The sequence below is a fragment of the Vreelandella janggokensis genome, from assembly GCF_031451615.1.
GTDB classification, from domain to species: Bacteria; Pseudomonadota; Gammaproteobacteria; order Pseudomonadales; family Halomonadaceae; genus Vreelandella; species Vreelandella janggokensis.
This window is the reverse complement of record NZ_JARWAJ010000001.1, coordinates 1,274,162-1,293,830: the sequence shown is the minus strand read 5'-3', so window position 1 is coordinate 1,293,830 and position 19,669 is coordinate 1,274,162. Positions and strand designations below refer to the sequence as shown.

Here is a 19,669-nt window from a genome sequence, read left to right as displayed (position 1 = left end):
AAACAACATAGTGAAGCGTATCGGCATCATCGGCGCCATGGCCCAGGAAGTCAGGATCCTGGCGTCCCAGCTCGAAAACCCGGAGCGTTATGAACACGCTGGGTTTATCTTTCATCGCGGCACACGCCATGGCCTCGATGTGACAATCCTTCAATCGGGTATTGGCAAAGTGAACGCCGCGGTGGGCACTGCGCTACTTTTAGAGCGCCATCAACCTGACGCGGTGATCAACACCGGCTCAGCCGGTGGGTTCGCCAGCGACCTGAAAATCGGCGATATCATCATTTCCGACGAAGTTCGCCACCATGACGTAGACGCGGTGGTATTCGGCTACGAAATGGGCCAGGTCCCCGGCATGCCCGCGGCTTATCTGGCCGATAAAGCGCTCCGCAAAGTGGCTCAGGGAGCCATCAAGACACTCGGCGAGGTCAACGTGCGTGAAGGCTTGATCGCCACTGGCGATGCCTTCATGGCCGACCCGGCCAGAGTCGATGCCACACGCGCCTTGTTCCCCAGCATGCTGGCGGTGGAAATGGAAGCCGCCGCTATTGCCCAGACATGCCACCTTTACCAATGCCCGTTCGTGGTTATCCGCGCGCTATCCGATATTCCCGGCAGTGGCGATAACCACCTGTCCTTTGAGCAATTCCTGGATGTGGCTGCCGACCATTCCTCGCGCATGGTCGACCAGATGCTCCTCACTTTAGGCGCTAGCTGATTGACCAGTCGAGCGTCTCCCCCGCCAGCAGCGGAATAATCGCCTCGCCATCGGCATAGGGGTAGCTGGCGGGGACGCTTTGCGGGCTCCGCGACAAGGTAATCGTATCGCCATTGGGCGGCAGCCCGTAAAAGCGCGGTCCGTTGAGGCTGGCAAACCCCTCCAGCGCCGACAGCGCCCCGACTTCATCAAACGCCGTCGCATAAAGCTCTATCGCCGTGGAGGCCGTGTAAGCGCCCGCACAACCACAGCTGGACTCTTTGGCAGTTTGCGCATGGGGAGCGCTGTCGGTGCCCAGAAAGAACTTCCCGCTGCCACTGGTCGCCGCTTTCAATAGAGCCTGACGGTGCCTTTCGCGCTTGAGAATGGGCAGGCAGTAATAGTGCGGCCGAATCCCCCCGACCAGCATTTTATTGCGATTGAACAACAGGTGATGCGCGGTAATCGTCGCGGCCACGGTATCGGGTGCCTGGGCAACGAACTCGGCGGCTTGTTGTGTCGTGATATGTTCGAACACCACTTTCAGCGTTGGGTGGCGCGCTAAAAGCGGCGTCAGCACGCGCTCGATAAACACCGCCTCGCGATCAAAAATATCAATATCTGGGTCGGTGACCTCGCCATGCATCAACAACGGCATGCCTGCATCGGCAAGCGCGGCAATGGTAGCATCGCAGCGGGTCAGATCTGTCACCCCTGAGGCGGAGTTGGTGGTCGCCCCTGCCGGGTAAAGCTTGACGGCGTTGACAATACCGCTTCTTGCTGCCCGTTCAATCTCTTCCGGCGGAGTGGTATCTGTCAAATACAATGTCATGAGCGGTTCAAAGCGGCTACTGGCAGGCAATGCATCCAGAATCCGCTCACGGTAAGCGATAGCTTGCTCGGTCGTGGTGATCGGCGGCGTCAAGTTCGGCATAATGATTGCGCGCCCCATTTGGGCCGCGGTGTGGCCCACAACCGCTTTCAGCGCTTCGCCATCGCGCAGGTGGAGGTGCCAGTCGTCTGGCCGGGTCAAAGTAATAGCGTCCACGGAAGATCCTGTACGTCGTCAGTTATCGCAGTTCAATGAAATGGGCGCCCTGCGCCTCAAGCAGCAGTATACCGGATACACCATCAGGTTGAATCGAGTGCAATTCACCCACAGCTAACCCGATGTGGCGTATGATAATTATCACTGGTTGGTCAAAGGATACACGTTATGCAGAAGGTCCGGCGAAATGCCGACATTATTGCCAGCCTCGAAGGCTTGCTGTGGCTCGCGCTAGCGTGGTCGGTGTCGTTTTCAACGTATTACGGCAGCACCGAAGCGACAGTCACCATGTTGCTGATCGTCGCCACCCTGGCATTTTTCAGCTGGGCACACCGGCCGCTTCGCTACCTGCTGCGACGCTATCATGTGCGCAAACGGCGGACCGATATGTGGATTCACTTGCTGGCGCTGCCGGTGCTTATTGCGATGTTTTTCCACATCATGATTGAGGGCCTGCTGGGCAGCGCCTGGCTGCCGCCCAAGATGCTGGTATTCAATATTGTTGCCACGGCGGGATGGTTAACCTACGTCATGACACTGTTTATTAAATTCCTGATCCATCGCTTTAAATCCACCGCCAGGTGAGCAAGATGCCAACCGAGCTCCCGCTGCCGTTATCGACCCCAAACCGTAATCTGGTCCGATTGACCATTGTACGAGGCATCACCTGGACGGGTTTTTTAATCGCCATCATCGTGGGCGTCAAATTCCTCTCGTTCGAACTACCCGTTCCTGAGGTGGTCAGCGTTGTCCTGGCAATGGGACTGCTCAACATTGCCACCTGGTGGCGGCTGGGTCGGCCGCGTGCGGTCCGGCATCTTGAGTATTTGCTGCATCTGCTTGCTGATATAGTGGGCTTGACGCTGCTGTTCTATTTTTCCGGGGGCTCCACCAATCCCTTCATCACCTATTACCTGGTACCCATTACCATTGCGGCCGCGACCCTGCCCTGGCGTCATGCGTGGATCATTGCCGGCTGTGCCATGGCCGCCTATAGCTTCTTGATGATTGACTACCATCCGATCCCCCAACTGGGCCATATCAACAGCGGCAGCCCGCTTAGTCTCCACGTACTGGGCATGTGGGTGAATTTCGGCATGTCAGCGGGGCTCGTCACTTTCTTCATCTATAAAATGGCCCATGCCTTGAGACGTCGCGACCAGGCCCTTTCGCGCACCCGTGAAGCGGCGTTACGCAACGAACAAGTGTTGGCCGTTGCCACCCAGGCGGCGGGCACCGCGCATGAACTGGGCACGCCACTATCCACCATGGCCGTACTGCTCAAGGATATGCAGGAAGAAGCCAAGGACCACCCGGAGCGTCAGGAAGATATCGAATTACTGCGTCAGCAGGTGGATATTTGCAAATCGCGCCTGCAGCATCTCGTCAACCAGGCGGACCGGCGGCGCATGGCAGAACCGGAAGTGCTCGACGCCGAAACCTGGCTGGGCGGTGTTGTCCAACGCTGGCTGGTATTGCGGCCCGATGTCAGCCACCAATTGGACATCGCCAGCCGCCGTGGGCGACCCTGGCTGGCGGTTGACGCCACCCTTGATCAGGCGCTGACCAATCTGCTCAATAACGCTGCGGACGCCAATCCTGAAGACATCGCCATCGGGCTGGACTGGCACTCTGACCGCGTCGTCATCGATATTCGTGACCACGGCCCAGGCGTTGCCATGTCGATCGCCGATCAGTTGGGCGATACGTTCATTTCCACAAAAAGCAAGGGAATGGGCATTGGTTTATTCTTGACCCACGCCACGATCAATCGCTTTGGCGGGGGCGTCAGTCTTTACAACCATCCCGAAGGCGGTACGTTAACCGAGGTCACGCTACCCCGTGCAGACGCTGACTAGGCTATGTGGCGCTCTCGTTTTAGTGATTAATTGAGGTCATCATGCAAACACCCAACCAGCGGTTATTGATTGTCGACGACGACGAGATGTTTTGCCATGTGCTAAGCCGCTCCCTCACCCGGCGAGGCTTTGAGGTCGTCGTGGCACATGATGCGGACCAGGCCCTGGCACTTGCGGCCCAACATGCCCCCACCATGGCCACCCTCGACTTGAAGCTGGAAAATTCCTCGGGGCTCAAGTTATTGCCCGACCTGCTGGCAGTCGTGCCGCACTGCCATGTGGTCGTCTTGACCGGCTACTCGAGTATTGCGACCGCCGTGGAAGCCATCAAGCTGGGGGCCGTCAATTATTTATGCAAACCGGTTGACGCTGACGATGTACTGAACGCGTTCGACCGCTCCGAAGGTGATCCCAACATTGAAGTTGCTGATAGCCCACCTTCCATCAATCGCATTACCTGGGAACACATCCAAAAGGTCTTGCAGGAGCACGATGGCAATATCTCGGCCACTGCCAGGGCGCTCGGCATGCACCGCCGAACGCTACAGCGCAAATTGCAAAAGCGCCCTGTACGTCGCTAACCGTTTATCTGCCTCCGCTTGCATGGCAACGGAGGCGGTTTAAGACGGACTAATGGGCGGTCCAGCCAAGGTCGATATTCCAACTCGCTCCGGTCACCGCCCCTGCAGCGTCGGAGGCCATATAGGCAACCAGCTGCGCCACTTCAGCGGGTTCGATCAGGCGTTTCACAGCGGCATTCTTGAGCATGATATTTTCAATCACTTCCTGCTCGCCCATGCCATGCAGCTTGGCCTGATCCGCAATCTGATTATCGACCAGAGGGGTTTTCACGTAGGCCGGGCATATCGCATTAGCCGTAATCCCCTGCTCACCACCTTCCAGCGCAGCCGTCTTGGTGAGCCCGATCATGCCGTGCTTGGCACTGATATAAGCGGCCTTCCCCGGCGAGGCCACCTGGGCATGAATAGACGCAATATTGACGATCCGGCCCCAGCCCTTTTCGCGCATGTGCGGCCAGGCTGCCTGGGTCAGCAGGAAAGGGGCTGTCAGCATCAGGTCGATAATGTGACGCCATTTCGCTTCGGGAAAGTCTTCAATCGCCGCCACATGCTGAATCCCGGCATTGTTAACCAGGATATCCACGCCGCCAAAGCGTTTGACCGCCTCCGCAACGGCACCTCGACAGGCCTCCGGGTCGGTCAAATCTGCCTGGTAGAACGCAGCCCCTGCCGCCTCGGCGATCTGTTTACCCTCAGGGTTGAAATCGACCGCCAATACCTGATGGCCCAATTCGCAAAAGTGTTTGACCACTGCTTCGCCAATACCGCTGCTGGTGCCGGTAACCAAGGCAACACGGGGGGTCACTGCTGTCGTCGTCATGGCAAATCCTGTTGATTAAATGAGTGGGCTTGCTGGGTTCAGTTTAGTTGATTGCTTACCGCTTCACTGCGCCTCTTCGAAAAGACGCAGATGATAACGTGACTCAATAACCTTTTTAGCGTTCCCCTATTGGATAACACTGGCGGGTTGATTCACAATGTTCTGTCGTTCTATCACCAGCAAAGGAGTCATGTATGTTTGTGGTCATTTTTGGACGCTTGTCCTGCCCGTTTTGTGTTCGCGCCAAGCAGCTTGCTGAGCAGCTGGAACAAGCGGGGAACATTGAAGGCTATCGCTACGTCGACATGCCGTCTGAGGGTGTCAGCAAAGACGATATTGCCAAAACCGCCGGCAAGCCGATTCATACCGTTCCCCAGGTTTTTGTCGATGAGCAGCATGTCGGTGGCTTTACCGAATTCGACCAGTTTGTGCGCGACCACCAGCTACTGAGCACCTCGTCGACTGCCTGAGTCAGCGTTAGCCTGCCGTTTAGCTGCGTTGAACCGTTCACCTGTCACTTGCCTATACTGACTTGATAGCAACCTAGACGTTAATGGTCCGATACCTTGGCAAGGAAGGCAGTATGCATCGCGAGGAGTTCATCCAGCAGTTGTGGCTGGATTATATCCATACTCACCCTGATATCGGGGCACTCCGCCTCTGGCCCCTTTCTACGCCAGCGGATTACCTCACTCTGGTGACGCTCAACCATGGCGGTTTTTCCGCCCAAGCGCTATCGCCTTCGCTTGCCCATATGGGTTATCGCCACATCGGGCATTATGCGATGGCCGACAAGGGACTGCTCATCCATCTCTTGGCGCCAGCGGAGGGTGGAAGCTGCCTGGTTCTTGTCGAATTACAGACGGGCACCCTGTCAAAATCGCTACGTGAAGCGCTGCTGGGCCTCGTCCAGCAAACGCACCCGCAAGACAGCAAAGGCCAAAACCTGTTGTGTAGAGGTCGCCCCTGGCCAATGCCTGCTTGGGCACTTTATCAGAAGCTACACGATGAACACCCGCTCGCCGCCTGGTTAGCCGTTATGGGGCCCAGGCTGCACCATGTCGGCTTTGACTGCGAACAGCTTGGCAGCTCAATGGAAGCCATTGACCGGCAACTATTACAAAGCGGCCTGACCCACATGGTAGATCAGCAAAATGGGGTATTCAGCGTTTCCAACCTGCTTGTCCATCGTTTTTACCCCGCCACCCCTCAAAAAGTGATATTCGACCAGGGGGACGAACATCGTCTCTGTCTGGGCGGTCTGGCCATTGTTCAGAGGCACCTGGAAAGCAATCACGAACGGATAGCCGAGCTATTGCTGCCTGTTCATGCCCGCTGCGAGATGGCGTAAGCGCCAGGCGACGCTTACGCCTTGACTTGCGTCAGGCACTCGGGGGCCGACTAGCCTTGGGCAAATGTCATTTCGGGGACGTGGTCGGGTACCACCAGCTTGCCTGCAGTCTTTTCGACGATTTCTTCAACGCTCACGCCCGGCGCACGCTCTTTCAGAATGAAAGTGCCGTCCTTGATTTCAAGGTATGCCAGGTCCGTCAATACACGGTTAATACAGCCTGCGCCGGTCAATGGCAGATTGCATTTTTCGAGCAATTTGGACTCCCCGTGTTTCGACGCATGGGTCATGGTGCAAATGATATTTTCCGCACCAGCTACCAGATCCATGGCGCCCCCCATCCCCTTGATCAGCTTGCCGGGAATCATCCAGGAGGCAATATTGCCATTCTGATCGACCTCAAACGCTCCCAGTACCGTCAGATCCACGTGGCCGCCGCGAATCATCGCGAAGGACTCTGCCGATGAGAAAATCGCCGCGCCGGGCCTCGCCGTTACGGTTTGCTTGCCGGCGTTGATCATGTCGGGATCAACTTCTTCTTCGGTGGGATAACGCCCCATGCCCAGCAAACCATTTTCCGACTGAAGCATTACGTCCATATCCTCGGGGATATAGTTAGCCACCAGGGTCGGAATGCCGATTCCCAAATTAACGTAAAAGCCGTCTTCCAGTTCCCGCGCCACACGCTGAGCCATTTGTTCACGTGTCAGTGCCATGATCAGTTCCTCATAGTGAATCGATTAAAAGCCAAAACAACCGGGTCGTTCGATAGCGCTGCACTCTTAACTGTGAACCGTGCGTTTTTCGATGCGCTTCTCAAACGTGCCCTGAATGATTCGGTCTACATAGATGCCCGGTGTATGGATCTGACTGGGCTCCAGTTCGCCGGGCTCAACGATCTCTTCGACTTCAACGACAGTAATCCTGCCCGCCGTTGCGACCATGGGATTAAAGTTCTGCGCCGTATGGCGGTACATGACATTACCGTAACGGTCGGCTTTCCAGCCCTTCACAATGGCAAATTCACCGGTTATGGCCTCTTCCAGAATATGCGGACGACCATTGAATTCACGGACTTCCTTGCCTTCGCCAATGGGAGTGCCATAGCCGGTGGCGGTATAAAACGCCGGGATACCGGCTCCGCCTGCGCGCATCTTTTCCGCGAGCGTCCCCTGAGGGGTTAGCACCACTTCGATCTCGTCATTGAGCATTTGCTGCTCGAACAGCGCATTCTCGCCTACATAAGACGCCAGAATCTTGCGTATCTGACGGTCTTCGAGCAACAGGCCGAGGCCAAAACCGTCAACGCCACAGTTGTTCGATACAACGGTCAGGTCCTTGACGCCACGTCGCTTTATTTCAGCAATCAGATTTTCGGGAATGCCGCACAGGCCGAAACCACCGGCCAATACGGTCATGCCGCTTTCAATGCCTTCCATCGCTTCTTCGTAGGAAGCAACACGCTTATCGAATCCTGCCATTGTTATACCTCGCCTTGTTGTCGATGACGGTTGTCAGTGATGCACCAATGTCGCTGAGCCCACGAGATCCAAGGTGTGACGGCTATCGCGACGCAGGCTTCTGGTTGCAGTGTTGTGCCAGACAATATATTTGTTAAGTTTGTTTTTCTTATCAATTTATTTGCATAACTTATAAAGAGCCGACCATGACCGTCAAACAGTTGCGCGCCTTCCTGGCCGTTGCCCAGACCCTGAGCTTTACTCAGGCCTGCGAACGGTTACATTTGTCCCAGCCTGCCCTTAGTCTAGCCATAAAAGGGCTCGAAGATGCTCTGGGCGGCAAACTATTGCTACGCAGCACTCGCAGTGTCCGCTTAACCCCCGAGGGCGAGTCGCTGCTGCCGCTGGCCAAGCATTTGCTCGCCCAGTGGGACAATACGGAAGAACGCCTGCGTCAACGCTTCACTTTGCAACTGGGCCGCCTCAGCGTCGCGGCCATGCCTGCCTTTGCCTGCAACCTGCTCCCCGGGGCATTGGTCAGATTCCGTCAACAATACCCCAAAATCAATGTGACCGTGCACGATGTCATCAACGAAGATGTTAACGACATGGTCCGTTCGCGCCAGGTGGAAATGGGCATTGCGTTTGCACCAGAAGGCACCGGCAGCCTGACATTCACGCCTCTGTTCGAGGATCATTTTGTCGCGGTTGTTTCCAAAGGCTCACGGTTGAGTAAGCGAGCCTCACTGTCATGGGCGGACTTGCTAGGCGAGGATTTCATCACCTTGCAACGACCCTCAATGGTCCGCCGACTGCTGGAACAGGCTCTTTCCCGACAGCAAATGGATTTACCGGTCGCCTTCGAAAGTCATCAATTATCGACCGTCGGCCGAATGGTGGCAGAAGGCCTGGGCGTCAGCGCAGTGCCATCAATGTGCATTCCGCAAATGCAGGCGCTGGGCGCTCAATACCTTCCCCTGACCTCGCCAAGCGTTGCCTGTCGCGTGGGGATACTGACGCAACAGGAGCTATCAGTCGCTGCACATGCATTGCGCACGGTATTGCTGGAAACCGTTCAGGCGCCTTACTTACCCGAGCATGAGGCTGGGCAGGCTGGTTAATATCCTTTAGCATTCAACATTACGCACCAGTAAGGAAACGCGGTATGCCGATGTTAAAAGGGGTGGTTAGCGTTGCCTTGCTAGCCCTCAACACGCTTTTTTGGGGAATCCCCCTGACAGCGCTGTCGCTGCTCAAAGTAATAACCCCCAAGGGTCGCGTTCTAAAGGCAGTACAAGCAGGCATTGGTCACGTCACCATGAACTGGATAGGCGTTAACCTGTGGTGGATGCGGCACTGGATACAGCCTCGGCTTGATGCATCTGTCCCCGATAACCTGCGTCCGGATCAGTGGTGGTTGGTGATTTCCAATCATCGTAGCTGGACCGATATCTTTATGCTGTTGTTGGTTCTGCATCGGCGCATTCCCATGCCGCGTTTCTTTGTAAAACGGCAGTTATTGTGGATACCGATTGTGGGTCTTGCCTTTTGGGCGCTCGATTTCCCTATCATGCGTCGCATTACCCGAGAGCAAATCGCCCGGAATCCCGCCCTGGCAAAGCTGGACCGAGAGGCGACAGAACGCATGTGCGCTCGCGCCCGCCAGTCGCCCATTGCTATCTACAACTTTGTTGAAGGCACTCGCTTTACGCCGCATAAACATGCCTTGCAACAGAGCCCCTACCGCCATCTGCTTCGCCCCAAGGCGGGCGGGGTTGCTCAAGTCCTCAACTTGCTTGGCGACAAGCTCGACGGCATCCTTGACGTCACGTTGAGCTATACCAATCCAAATCCCACTTTTTGGGGCTTTCTCTGTGGACAGGAAGCACCGATCACCCTGAAGGCACGCATCCTTGAAGTGCCTGCATGGATGTTGACCGCTGACTATCACGCCGAATCGCAGCACAAGGAACATTTCCACACATGGATCAATGCACTTTGGCAGGAAAAAGACTGTCAACTGGATGGTCAGATCGATCATGCTTGAGCAAGTGGCTCGGGGCTATCATGGTCGCCAGCATAATGGTGGGCTGCGCCGGCACGCCCTCTATCCCGCAGCGAGTCGCTGCCCCGGCGATGACCCAGATCAGCGGTAGCTGGGTGGCAATCAAACGTGGTGATACGCTGGGCCAGTTAGCCAAACGCGCCAACGTGCCACTCGAAAGGCTACAGCGCTTCAATCCAGGCGTAAAAGCTCGCCACCTGGCCGTTGGCCAACGCGTGCTGATTCCTACGCAGCAGGAACGCGCGCCGGCAAGTGGACCATACCGCTACCAAATCCGCCCGGGCGATACTTTTTCCAGCCTTGCTCGCCATTTCGGCACCACCTCGTCGCGGCTACAAAGTGCCAACGCGGGCAGCTCGGCGACCGAATTGCGCGTTGGCCAAATGATCAATATTCCCGTCGGTTCGAGCGCTAGCACCTCGACCGCCAGCTCGACACCGTCAAGCACCAGCAAACCGGCCGCGCAAACGTCCAGCGCAAGCAGTTCATCACTCCCAGCATCGGCCAAACGCTGGCCCTGGCCACTGGACGATTACCGGGTTGTTCGCCGCTATGGCCCTGATAGCCGTGGCACGCTTCAGCCCATGCTACTGGCCACCCAGGCCAATGCCAGCGTAAAGGCAGTCGCCAAGGGCGAGGTCCGCTTTGCAGGCAGTATGCGACAGCTTGAGAAGGTGGTGATTGTTCACCATGCAGATAACCTGCAAAGCGTCTATGCCCTGTGTGAGCAGTTAACTGTCGAGGAAGGTCAGCAGGTAGCCGTAGGCGACCCGCTTTGCCAGGTAGGCAAAAGCCGGGCCACGGGTCGTCATGATTTGTTGTTTGATTTACGCCAGGGTGGAAAACCGATTGACCCTCGGCAAGTGCTGAAATAAAACCGGCCCCGCGGCTACAGCCAGGGCGGGGGCGGTTTCACCACCACGCCTAACCACGATAATAGTTGGCAGTGACAAACGGTGTTTTTGTGACGGTCATGGGTAACCGTTTACCGCGCACTTTGGCATAAACGGTCGTGCCCGGTGCTTCAAGGTCGCGGGAAACGTAGCCCATTGCCACTGGCTTACCCACACTGGGCCCGAATCCGCCGGAGGTCACCATCCCCACCTCACTGCCATTCTCAGTTAACAGCGTTGCGCCTTCACGCACCGGCTGGCGCCCCTCGGCCACCAGCCCCACGCGTTTACGGGTATGGTCTTTGGTATCGACCTGGTGAAGGATCAAATCCGCACCGGGAAAGCCGCCAGGGCGATCGCCGCCGTGACGACGCGGCTTGCTGATCGCCCAGATCAAACCGGCTTCTACCGGTGTGGTCATGGTATCCATGTCGTGCCCGTAGAGGCACAGACCTGCCTCCAGACGCAAGGAGTCCCGGGCACCGAGGCCGATGGCTTCGACTTCAGGCTCTGACAGCAATCGTTCAGCGAAAGCCTCGGTGGCGTCAGCCGCCACCGATATTTCGAAGCCATCTTCGCCGGTGTAGCCACTGCGGCTGATCCAGACCTCTTGATCGGCCACTTGAAAGCGACCGTGCTGCATAAACACCATCTCGCAGGCTGCCGGGCAAATCCGCTGCATGACCAGATGCGCACTGGGTCCCTGCAGGGCGAGCAACCCCCGGTCCAGCGGTTCTATGGTCAGGCGGTCACCTAAATGTGCCTGCAGATGGGCGATATCCTGTTCCTTGCAGGCAGCATTGACCACCACATAGAAATGATCTCCCGCATTGACGACCATCAGGTCGTCAAGAATTCCGCCTTCGCTGCTGGTCAGCAGCCCATAGCGCTGGGCACCTTCGGCCAACCCAACCAGATCGGCAGGAATCAGGGTTTCCAATTCCTCGGCGACGTTATCGCCAGACACCACTACCTGCCCCATATGCGAGACATCAAACAAGCCGCACTGCCGGCGTGTATGCTCGTGCTCCTTTTTAACGCCCAACGGATATTGGACAGGCATCTCGTAACCGGCAAAAGGCACCATCTTTGCCCCCAGTCGGCAATGCAGCGCATGCAACGGGGTCTGTTTAAGCTCAGTCATCAATCACTCCTTTACAAACAAGAGCGGGAAGCCACATCAGTGCCTTCCCGACTCTTCATCAGCATTGCAAATGCGCACGAGCGCCTGGCAACGATTAGTTATCGTGGTCTAACGATTCCCCTGGCAAGACATCTTTGCCATCGAAATAGTCTTTGGTCAGTTTAAACACGACGGGCGACAGCAGGGCCAGTGCAATCAGGTTGGGGATCGCCATCATGGCGTTGAAGGTATCCGCCATCAGCCAGATGAACCCAAGCTGCGCCATGGCACCAAGCGGAATCGCTAGAACGAAGAGTACGCGATAAAGCATGATGGAGCGCGTCCCGAACAGGAACTGAAAGCATTTTTCGCCGTAGAACGACCAGCCAAGGATAGTGGTAAAGGCAAACACCGCTAGCGCAACGGCAACAATCTGATTGCCGAACCCGGGTAGCGCCGCATCGAAGGAGAGTGCCGTTAACGACGCCCCCTCCTCGCCATCAATCCATACGGTTGAGGTCAAGATAACCAACGCTGTGATGGTGCAAACCACAATGGTATCGATGAAGGTTCCCAGCATGGCAATCAGACCCTGGCGGACCGGGTTCTTGGTTTGTGCCGCCGCGTGAGCAATAGGCGCACTACCCAAGCCTGCTTCGTTGGAGAAAATCCCCCGAGCCACACCAAAGCGAATCGCTGCCATGACCGCCGCGCCTGCAAAACCACCCGCAGCCGCAACCGGGTTGAAGGCATAGTAGAAAATCAAGCTGAAGGCTTCACCGATCTGACCGACATTAATAATCAGCACGACAATACCCGCGACGATGTAGGCTATCCCCATGACGGGTACCAACTTGCCGGCGACCTTGGCAATCCGCTTGATGCCGCCGAGAATGACCGCACCGGCTAGCACCATGATCACCACCCCGGTTAACCATGTCGGCACGCCGAAGGTGGCATCCATGGCATCCGCGACCGAATTGGACTGCACCGTGTTACCAATACCGAAGGCAGCCACAGCACCGAAGAACGCAAACAACACACCAAGCCACATCCACTTCTTGCCGAGACCGTTCTTGATGTAGAACATCGGTCCGCCGACATGGTAGCCAGTGCTGTCGGTCTCACGAAAACGGACCGCCAGCAGGGCCTCGGCAAATTTTGTGGCCATCCCTACCAGCGCCGTGATCCACATCCAGAACACCGCGCCCGGCCCACCTAACGCAATCGCGGTGGCCACCCCGGCGATATTACCGGTACCAATAGTCGCCGACAGCGACGTCATCAGGGCATTAAAGGGGGAAATTTCGCCATCTTTTTCAGCGCTCTCTCCCTTGGCTTCCCGTCCCTGCCACATTAGCTTGAAGCCGATACCGAGCTTCCTGATGGGCATCAGTTTCAGGCCAAGCTGGAGGTAGATCCCCACACCTAACAACAAGATGAGCATCAACGGGCCCCATACCACCCCGTTAATGGCTCCGAAGAGACTGTTTAATGTTTCCACCTGCTACCTCCTTACCCTTTTCATGATTTGATTTATTCGATGTAGGCCAGATGTAACGCTTGACGACGCGTCGCTTAATTCTGGCCATCAAACGCTCTTGTGTCACGAGCCGATCGCTGGCGGCACCCGACGTAAGATCGCCATGTTTTACACCATAACTTTGGTCACTTGCCATGGCATTGTCGAGTTAACGCAGTAAATTTCGCTAAATTGACAATTCATGACCACGTAATCGTCATCGACGTTTTAGATAGCTAGGGATGTCGCTATAAAGCAGCAGCATGGAAACTTGTTTCCTTTTGGAAACACGTTACCATGCTTCGCTAAACGCTCGCCGTGAACAGCGCCCATCGCCAAGGTGACCAACAAGCGCTAACATGGCGGCTCCACATCCGTTTCGTATAGGGAATCACCATGAGCAATCTTCCTGCCAACCTTCGTTACGCTGAGAGCCACGAGTGGGTGCTTGACCATCAAGATGGCACGGTCACCATTGGCATTACCGACCATGCTCAAGCCGCGCTTGGAGATGTCGTGTTTGTCGAACTGCCCGATGTCGGCACCACGCTGACCAAAGGCGATGAGTTCGGTGTGATTGAATCGGTCAAAGCCGCTTCTGATCTTTATTCGCCCGTTGATGGCGAGGTTATCGACGTCAATGAAGCGCTGGAAGACGCCCCTGAAACGGTCAACGATGCCCCTTATGAAGGCGGCTGGATCATGAAGGTGCGGTTAAGCGATGACAACCTTGATGAGTTGATGGATGCAGACGCCTATCAAGCGACGTTAAGCGACGACTGATCAATAACGCCTGCCCAGCATTGGCAGGCGCAGCCCCAACCCCTGCCCGGTTTTCTCATCACGTTCGGAATTCTCTCCATGCCTTTTGAAACTCGCCGATTAGCCGAACTGGCTGACCACGATGCTTTTATCAAACGTCACAATGGCCCTGACGCCGACGACGTCTCCACCATGCTAAAAGCGCTCGACATGCAGCGCATGGAAGATCTGATCGAGCAAACTGTCCCCGGCGATATTCGCCTTGGCCGCGAACTGTCGCTCGACGACCCCAGAAGCGAAGCTGAAGCCCTCGATTACCTGAGCCAGTTGGCGCGTCAAAACCGGGTCGCCAAAAGCTATATTGGCCAGGGTTACTATGGGACACACATGCCTGCGGTGATTCAGCGCAATGTCCTGGAAAACCCGGGCTGGTACACGGCATATACGCCTTACCAGCCGGAAATCTCTCAGGGGCGCCTGGAGGGGCTGCTGAACTTCCAGCAGGTGGTCATGGATTTAACCGGCATGGAGCTTGCCAACGCCTCCCTGCTGGATGAGGCGACAGCGGCGGCTGAAGCCATGGCGCTGTGCAAGCGGGCCAACAAGAAAAACAAGTCCAATGCCTTTTTTGTCGCTGACGATGTGTTTGCCCAAACCCTGGACGTGGTGAAAACCCGCGCCGATTTTTTTGGGTTTGAACTCATCGTGGGACCGGCAGCGTCGGTTGCCGAGCATGACGTTTTTGGGGCCTTGTTCCAGTACCCCACGGCCAGCGGCGAAATCAGTGACCTGGCATCGTTGGTCAGCACCGCCGCTGAACGCTCGATCATGACCTGTGTCGCCACTGACCTGTTGAGCCTGGTTCTGCTTAAAGAGCCGGGCGCGCTGGGTGTCGACATTGTGGTGGGTAACTCTCAGCGCTTTGGGGTGCCCATGGGCTTCGGTGGGCCTCATGCCGCCTTTTTTGCCACATCAGACAAGCTCAAGCGATCCATTCCCGGACGGATTATTGGTGTGTCCAAAGACAGCCGCGGCCACACGGCGTTACGCATGGCGATGCAAACCCGTGAGCAGCACATTCGCCGTGAGAAAGCCACGTCGAACATCTGTACTGCCCAGGCGCTACTGGCCAATATTGCCGGTTTTTACGCTACTTACCACGGTGCCGACGGGCTACGCAAAATTGCCGGACGCGTGCATCGTTTGACGACCCTGCTCGCCCACGGCCTTCAGCAGACAGGTATCCGCCTCGCGCATGACACCTGGTTCGATACGCTGCGCCTGACCCAGGTGGATGCAGGCAAAATCCATGGCCGCGCGATGACCCACGACATCAACCTGCATTATTTCGCCAACGGCGATGTGGGTATCAGCCTGGATGAAACCACCACGGCCCACGACGTGGCCATCCTGTTTGACGTACTGCTCGGTGATGAGCACGGACTCTCTGTCGCCGCTCTTGACGAGCAGATTGTCACTGACCGTGTTTCCGGCATTCCCAGTGCTTACCAGCGCGAAAGCGATTTTCTGACCCACCCCACCTTTAAGCGCTATCGCAGCGAAACCGAGATGCTGCGCTATCTGAAGCGGCTGGAAAATAAAGATTTATCGCTTGCCCATGCAATGATTCCCCTCGGCTCGTGCACCATGAAACTCAACGCCACCAGCGAGATGATCCCCGTTTCCTGGCCTGCGTTCGCCCATATCCACCCCTTCGCACCCCGCGAGCAGGCGGCTGGCTACCACCAGATGATCGACGAACTGGCCGATTTCCTGGTTGAGGTGACGGGTTATGAGCATATTTCCATGCAGCCCAACTCAGGTGCCCAAGGCGAATACGCCGGGCTGGCAGCCATCAGGCGTTACCAGAATGCCCAGGGCGAGGGCCACCGCAATGTCTGTCTGATCCCAAGCTCGGCCCACGGTACCAATCCGGCATCTGCGGCCATGGTGCAAATGAAAGTGGTGGTCGTCGAGTGCGACGCTAACGGCAACATTGACCTGGACGACCTGCGTACCAAGGCAGAACAGCACCGGGATCAGCTTTCCGCCATCATGCTTACTTATCCGTCGACCCACGGGGTCTTTGAAACCAGCGTGCGCGAGGCTTGCCAGATCGTTCACGACAACGGTGGCCAAGTGTATATCGACGGCGCCAACATGAACGCTCAGGTGGGGTTAACCCGTCCCGGGGATTTTGGCGGCGACGTTTCACACCTGAATCTGCATAAAACGTTCTGCATCCCCCACGGCGGCGGCGGTCCAGGCATGGGGCCCATTGGTGTCAAAGCCCACTTGGCTCCCTACGTCTCCAACCACGTGGTCACGCCCATCAACGGCGTCAATCCAGAGTGTGGCGCGGTATCCGCCGCGGCGTTTGGCAGTGCCTCCATCCTGCCGATTTCCTGGGCGTACATTAAAATGATGGGTGCGCGGGGTCTGCGTGAAGCAACTGAGCTGGCCATCCTCAATGCCAACTATATCGCCAAGCGGCTTGAAGCGGCTTTTCCGATTCTCTATCGCGGCCAGAACGGTACGGTGGCTCATGAATGCATCATCGACATTCGCCCACTCAAGACGGCCTCGGGCATCAGCGAAGAAGATATCGCCAAACGCCTGATGGATTACGGCTTCCACGCGCCTACCATGTCGTTCCCCGTGCCAGGCACACTGATGATCGAGCCAACCGAGTCGGAATCGCTGTATGAAATAGACCGCTTCTGCGATGCGATGATTGCCATTCGTGGGGAGATCACGCGAGTCGAGCAAGGCGAGTGGCCGCAGGACAACAACCCGCTGGTCAACGCGCCGCACACCCAGGAAGATATCATCGACGCTGAGTGGCAACGTCCTTACGATCGCGAACTGGGGGCCTTCCCTACCGCCGCCGTCAAGGCGTCGAAATATTGGCCGGCGGTGAATCGCGTGGATAACGTCTTTGGCGACCGCCAACTGATTTGCTCCTGCCCGAGTATCGACGAATACCGCGACGCGTAACGGCCAGGTCGATCAGCCAAGCGCCTTGAGGACGACGCCGGCAAAGGCGGCCTCAAGGCGTTATTTCCTGCATCCGTTCCTGATGAAAGCCATTGAGCAGCTTTTCATAACGCTTGGGCAGTACGGAATCTCGCCGACGCAGCAAATACAACACTTCATTGACCGTGTTGGGCAGGTTAAGCGCCTTTACCTGCCGCTGCCATGGGGACGTCTCCAGCACCAGACGCGACACCACGGTAAAACCCAGCCCCCGGGCGACGGCGTCAAGTACCATGCTGACTTCATTGGTAAAGCCCTGGTGGCGAAAATGCGTCATCGAACGGTAATCATCGGGATAGTTGGCGCGCAACAGGGCGTTGGCGTGGTTGATGCCATCATAGTAGTTGAGAAAGCCAATCCCCATCAGGTCCGAAAGCGTTCCTTCGACGAAGTCCGCTGGCACGACCAGACACAGGGGTTCCTGGTGCCATACGTAACATTCCAGATCGGGATGATTGACCGCTTCAGTGACGATCCCGATGTCGTACCGCCCTTCCAGTAAGTCATTGACGATTTCGTGATTGAACGCAAAGCTGTAGCTGACCGTTAGATTGGGATGCCGTTGCTGCTGTCCCAGAATGTAAGGATAAAACATCAGGCCAACACTGCCCGGAGAGGCAATACGACATTCACCGCTGTCCAGTAAATCGTCGTCCAGCGCATGACGAAACTGCTCATGCTCAGCAAACAGTTTTAACGCATAGTCGTAAGCGCGACGCCCCGACTCGGTCAATGTAAACCCCCGTCCGCGCCGTTCCAGCAAGGTCTTATTTAAATAACGCTCCAACTTGCGAATGTGCTGGCTCACCCCTGGCTGCGTCATATCCAGTCGCTGCGCGGTGCGCGTAAAGCTGCCGGTTTCCACTAAGGTGATGTAGGTTCGAAAATATTGCGCATTAAACATGTTGAGCATCATCGGGTTAGCAATGGCGTATATCATATCATACTGCTTACCAGGCACTTGCGGTGTACCTGCTCAGGTAGCGTGATAGTATGAGAAAAGACCTCACACCGTCAGGAACCGCACCACTAATGACCCAAAACGCTCAATCGCGCGACACCATTTCCAGCATTATCTCGCCGGAAGGCAGCCTTGAAGTCCTCTCGCAACACGAAGTCAATCGCCTTCATCGCACATCCAAGAGCGGCCTGCATGATTTACTAAGGCGCTGTGCGCTGGCCGTGCTTAACTGCGGCAGCCCCACCGACGACAGCCTGGCGATTCTGGAAGCCTATAGAGACTTTGATATCGAGGTACTTCAACAGGATCGCGGCATTCGTTTGAAACTGACCCATGCGCCCGCCGAAGCCTTTGTTGATGGCCGCATGATTCGCGGTATTCGGGAACACCTCTCTTCGATCATCCGCGACATTGTGTACATCTACAATGAAATCCAGCGTCATGATCGTTTTGATCTGACCACCGCAGAAGGCACCACCAACGCGGTGTTTCATATCCTGCGTAAGGCAGGCACGCTCAAACCTGGCCGTGACCCCAGCCTGGTGGTTTGCTGGGGCGGTCACTCCATTTCACGGGAAGAGTACGAATATACCAAGGACGTCGGCTACCACCTGGGGCTGCGCGATCTGGACATTTGCACAGGCTGTGGCCCTGGTGCCATGAAAGGCCCGATGAAAGGCGCCAACGTCGCTCACGCCAAGCAGCGTCGTCGTGATGGCCGCTATCTGGGGATTTCGGAACCAGGCATTATCGCCGCCGAAGCGCCCAACCCCATTGTCAATGAACTCGTTGTCATGCCCGATATCGAAAAGCGCCTTGAAGCGTTTGTCCGCCTGGGGCACGGCATCATTGTCTTCCCCGGCGGCGTGGGCACCGCAGAAGAAATCCTCTATCTGTTGGGGATTCTGTTGCATCCCTCAAATCAGGATATGCCATTTCCGCTGATATTGACCGGCCCAGCCGACTCGGCTGCCTACTTCGAGAAGATCGATGAATTTCTGGTCTATACCCTGGGCGAGGACATCCGGCGATTTTATACCATCATTACCGGTGACCCCGTCGCGGTAGCTCGGCTCATGCGCGAGAGTGTCGATGAGATTACTGAATTCAGGCGTACTCACCAGGATGCGTTCTACTATAACTGGCGCCTGACGGTTGCGCGTGACTTCCAGGCGCCTTTTGACCCCACTCACGATGCCATGCGGGCCCTGGCACTTCACCGCCAGCAGCCAACCCATGAGCTGGCCGCCAATCTTCGCCGGGCGTTCTCGGGTATCGTCGCCGGCAACGTCAAAGAGCAAGGCATTCGTGCGATTGAGGCCCACGGCCCCTATGTGCTCAATGCCGAGCCTGAGCTAATGCGGCGCCTGGATGAGCTGCTGAGCTCATTTGTGGCACAGGGCCGCATGAAACTCGATGGGCAGGCCTACGTCCCCTGTTATGTGCTGACGTGATCATGCGGGCAAAAAGGCACTGAACGACTACACTGGA

General features: G+C 56.5%; 19 protein-coding genes. 12 read left to right on the top strand and 7 right to left on the bottom strand.

The window, feature by feature from the left end:
* Positions 1-10: 10 nt before the first annotated feature.
* Positions 11-718 (top strand): 5'-methylthioadenosine/S-adenosylhomocysteine nucleosidase, encoded by a 708-nt coding sequence (mtnN, locus tag QC816_RS05890; protein WP_085918520.1) that lies wholly within the window; start codon positions 11-13, stop codon positions 716-718.
* On the opposite strand, the gene pyrC is transcribed toward mtnN, so the two are convergent.
* Positions 711-1,745 (bottom strand): dihydroorotase, encoded by a 1,035-nt coding sequence (pyrC, locus tag QC816_RS05885; protein WP_309781358.1) that lies wholly within the window; start codon positions 1,743-1,745, stop codon positions 711-713. The genes mtnN and pyrC overlap by 8 nt on opposite strands.
* A gap of 168 nt (positions 1,746-1,913) precedes the next feature.
* On the opposite strand from pyrC, the gene QC816_RS05880 reads away from it, so the two are divergent.
* The 3 genes from QC816_RS05880 to QC816_RS05870 are packed head-to-tail and all read left to right on the top strand — an operon-like array spanning position 1,914 to position 4,185.
* Positions 1,914-2,330 carry a hypothetical protein gene (locus QC816_RS05880; protein WP_085918518.1) on the top strand — a complete coding sequence of 139 codons (417 nt, stop codon included), beginning with the start codon at positions 1,914-1,916 and terminating at the stop codon, positions 2,328-2,330.
* Positions 2,331-2,335: 5 nt separating this feature from the next.
* The gene (locus QC816_RS05875) at positions 2,336-3,604 is read left to right on the top strand and encodes an ATP-binding protein (protein ID WP_199285337.1); all 1,269 of its coding nucleotides are present in this window, start codon (positions 2,336-2,338) and stop codon (positions 3,602-3,604) included.
* Positions 3,605-3,645: 41 nt separating this feature from the next.
* Positions 3,646-4,185 carry a response regulator transcription factor gene (locus tag QC816_RS05870; protein WP_085918516.1) on the top strand — a complete coding sequence of 180 codons (540 nt, stop codon included), beginning with the start codon at positions 3,646-3,648 and terminating at the stop codon, positions 4,183-4,185.
* A 49-nt stretch (positions 4,186-4,234) separates the two neighbouring features.
* Here the strand turns inward: QC816_RS05870 and QC816_RS05865 are convergent, their stop codons facing one another.
* On the bottom strand, positions 4,235-5,005 hold the full coding sequence (locus QC816_RS05865) for a 3-hydroxybutyrate dehydrogenase (RefSeq protein WP_264823122.1): 771 nt from the start codon (positions 5,003-5,005) through the stop codon (positions 4,235-4,237).
* Between the two features lie 194 nt (positions 5,006-5,199).
* Between QC816_RS05865 and QC816_RS05860 the strand changes: the two genes are divergently transcribed.
* Together QC816_RS05860 and QC816_RS05855 are read left to right on the top strand one after the other, a co-directional pair.
* The gene (locus tag QC816_RS05860; RefSeq protein ID WP_309781357.1) at positions 5,200-5,475 is read left to right on the top strand and encodes a GrxA family glutaredoxin; all 276 of its coding nucleotides are present in this window, start codon (positions 5,200-5,202) and stop codon (positions 5,473-5,475) included.
* A 113-nt stretch (positions 5,476-5,588) separates the two neighbouring features.
* Complete coding sequence (locus QC816_RS05855) at positions 5,589-6,356, top strand: VOC family protein (protein WP_309781356.1); 768 nt, start codon at positions 5,589-5,591, stop codon at positions 6,354-6,356.
* 50 nt (positions 6,357-6,406) lie between these two features.
* Here QC816_RS05855 and QC816_RS05850 read toward each other — a convergent pair whose 3' ends face one another.
* Both QC816_RS05850 and QC816_RS05845 read right to left on the bottom strand, forming a co-directional pair.
* Positions 6,407-7,072 (bottom strand): CoA transferase subunit B, encoded by a 666-nt coding sequence (locus tag QC816_RS05850; RefSeq protein ID WP_085918512.1) that lies wholly within the window; start codon positions 7,070-7,072, stop codon positions 6,407-6,409.
* A gap of 66 nt (positions 7,073-7,138) precedes the next feature.
* Positions 7,139-7,837, bottom strand: coding sequence for a CoA transferase subunit A (locus tag QC816_RS05845; protein WP_066320486.1), 699 nt, complete (start codon positions 7,835-7,837; stop codon positions 7,139-7,141).
* A gap of 185 nt (positions 7,838-8,022) precedes the next feature.
* Between QC816_RS05845 and QC816_RS05840 the strand changes: the two genes are divergently transcribed.
* Genes QC816_RS05840 through QC816_RS05830 form a run of 3 tightly spaced genes read left to right on the top strand, consistent with a single transcriptional unit; the run spans position 8,023 to position 10,756 of the window.
* On the top strand, positions 8,023-8,937 hold the full coding sequence (locus tag QC816_RS05840) for a LysR family transcriptional regulator (RefSeq protein ID WP_268901353.1): 915 nt from the start codon (positions 8,023-8,025) through the stop codon (positions 8,935-8,937).
* Between the two features lie 44 nt (positions 8,938-8,981).
* On the top strand, positions 8,982-9,863 hold the full coding sequence (locus QC816_RS05835; protein ID WP_085918510.1) for an acyltransferase: 882 nt from the start codon (positions 8,982-8,984) through the stop codon (positions 9,861-9,863).
* A gap of 20 nt (positions 9,864-9,883) precedes the next feature.
* Positions 9,884-10,756 carry a LysM peptidoglycan-binding domain-containing protein gene (locus QC816_RS05830; RefSeq protein WP_309781355.1) on the top strand — a complete coding sequence of 291 codons (873 nt, stop codon included), beginning with the start codon at positions 9,884-9,886 and terminating at the stop codon, positions 10,754-10,756.
* Between the two features lie 49 nt (positions 10,757-10,805).
* On the opposite strand, the gene gcvT is transcribed toward QC816_RS05830, so the two are convergent.
* Positions 10,806-11,918, bottom strand: a complete 1,113-nt coding sequence (gene gcvT, locus QC816_RS05825; RefSeq protein WP_309781354.1) for a glycine cleavage system aminomethyltransferase GcvT — start codon at positions 11,916-11,918, stop codon at positions 10,806-10,808.
* 94 nt (positions 11,919-12,012) lie between these two features.
* A complete protein-coding gene (locus tag QC816_RS05820) occupies positions 12,013-13,401 on the bottom strand; it encodes an alanine/glycine:cation symporter family protein (RefSeq protein WP_309781353.1) in 1,389 nt (462 codons plus the stop codon).
* Between the two features lie 414 nt (positions 13,402-13,815).
* Here QC816_RS05820 and gcvH point away from each other — a divergent pair, with 414 nt between their 5' ends.
* Together gcvH and gcvP are read left to right on the top strand one after the other, a co-directional pair.
* The gene (gene gcvH, locus QC816_RS05815) at positions 13,816-14,202 is read left to right on the top strand and encodes a glycine cleavage system protein GcvH (RefSeq protein ID WP_085918506.1); all 387 of its coding nucleotides are present in this window, start codon (positions 13,816-13,818) and stop codon (positions 14,200-14,202) included.
* A 78-nt stretch (positions 14,203-14,280) separates the two neighbouring features.
* Positions 14,281-17,178 (top strand): aminomethyl-transferring glycine dehydrogenase, encoded by a 2,898-nt coding sequence (gcvP, locus tag QC816_RS05810; protein WP_309781351.1) that lies wholly within the window; start codon positions 14,281-14,283, stop codon positions 17,176-17,178.
* 52 nt (positions 17,179-17,230) lie between these two features.
* Here gcvP and QC816_RS05805 read toward each other — a convergent pair whose 3' ends face one another.
* Positions 17,231-18,121 (bottom strand): LysR family transcriptional regulator, encoded by an 891-nt coding sequence (locus QC816_RS05805; protein WP_085918654.1) that lies wholly within the window; start codon positions 18,119-18,121, stop codon positions 17,231-17,233.
* Between the two features lie 128 nt (positions 18,122-18,249).
* Here QC816_RS05805 and ppnN point away from each other — a divergent pair, with 128 nt between their 5' ends.
* A complete protein-coding gene (ppnN, locus tag QC816_RS05800; RefSeq protein WP_085918504.1) occupies positions 18,250-19,632 on the top strand; it encodes a nucleotide 5'-monophosphate nucleosidase PpnN in 1,383 nt (460 codons plus the stop codon).
* Positions 19,633-19,669: the final 37 nt, after the last annotated feature.

Excerpts from the sequence above, each read along its gene's own strand:
- QC816_RS05870 (WP_085918516.1), top strand. The coding sequence starts at position 3,646 with ATGCAAACACCCAACCAGCGGTTATTGATTGTCGACGACGACGAGATG.
- ppnN (WP_085918504.1), top strand. The coding sequence starts at position 18,250 with ATGACCCAAAACGCTCAATCGCGCGACACCATTTCCAGCATTATCTCG.
- QC816_RS05850 (WP_085918512.1), bottom strand. The coding sequence starts at position 7,072 with ATGGCACTGACACGTGAACAAATGGCTCAGCGTGTGGCGCGGGAACTG.
- QC816_RS05845 (WP_066320486.1), bottom strand. The coding sequence starts at position 7,837 with ATGGCAGGATTCGATAAGCGTGTTGCTTCCTACGAAGAAGCGATGGAA.
- gcvH (WP_085918506.1), top strand. The coding sequence starts at position 13,816 with ATGAGCAATCTTCCTGCCAACCTTCGTTACGCTGAGAGCCACGAGTGG.
- QC816_RS05855 (WP_309781356.1), top strand. The coding sequence starts at position 5,589 with ATGCATCGCGAGGAGTTCATCCAGCAGTTGTGGCTGGATTATATCCAT.
- QC816_RS05805 (WP_085918654.1), bottom strand. The coding sequence starts at position 18,121 with ATGTTTAATGCGCAATATTTTCGAACCTACATCACCTTAGTGGAAACC.
- QC816_RS05830 (WP_309781355.1), top strand. The coding sequence starts at position 9,884 with ATGGTCGCCAGCATAATGGTGGGCTGCGCCGGCACGCCCTCTATCCCG.
- QC816_RS05840 (WP_268901353.1), top strand. The coding sequence starts at position 8,023 with ATGACCGTCAAACAGTTGCGCGCCTTCCTGGCCGTTGCCCAGACCCTG.
- QC816_RS05865 (WP_264823122.1), bottom strand. The coding sequence starts at position 5,005 with ATGACGACGACAGCAGTGACCCCCCGTGTTGCCTTGGTTACCGGCACC.
- QC816_RS05835 (WP_085918510.1), top strand. The coding sequence starts at position 8,982 with ATGCCGATGTTAAAAGGGGTGGTTAGCGTTGCCTTGCTAGCCCTCAAC.
- gcvT (WP_309781354.1), bottom strand. The coding sequence starts at position 11,918 with ATGACTGAGCTTAAACAGACCCCGTTGCATGCGCTGCATTGCCGACTG.
- QC816_RS05875 (WP_199285337.1), top strand. The coding sequence starts at position 2,336 with ATGCCAACCGAGCTCCCGCTGCCGTTATCGACCCCAAACCGTAATCTG.
- QC816_RS05880 (WP_085918518.1), top strand. The coding sequence starts at position 1,914 with ATGCAGAAGGTCCGGCGAAATGCCGACATTATTGCCAGCCTCGAAGGC.
- QC816_RS05860 (WP_309781357.1), top strand. The coding sequence starts at position 5,200 with ATGTTTGTGGTCATTTTTGGACGCTTGTCCTGCCCGTTTTGTGTTCGC.
- gcvP (WP_309781351.1), top strand. The coding sequence starts at position 14,281 with ATGCCTTTTGAAACTCGCCGATTAGCCGAACTGGCTGACCACGATGCT.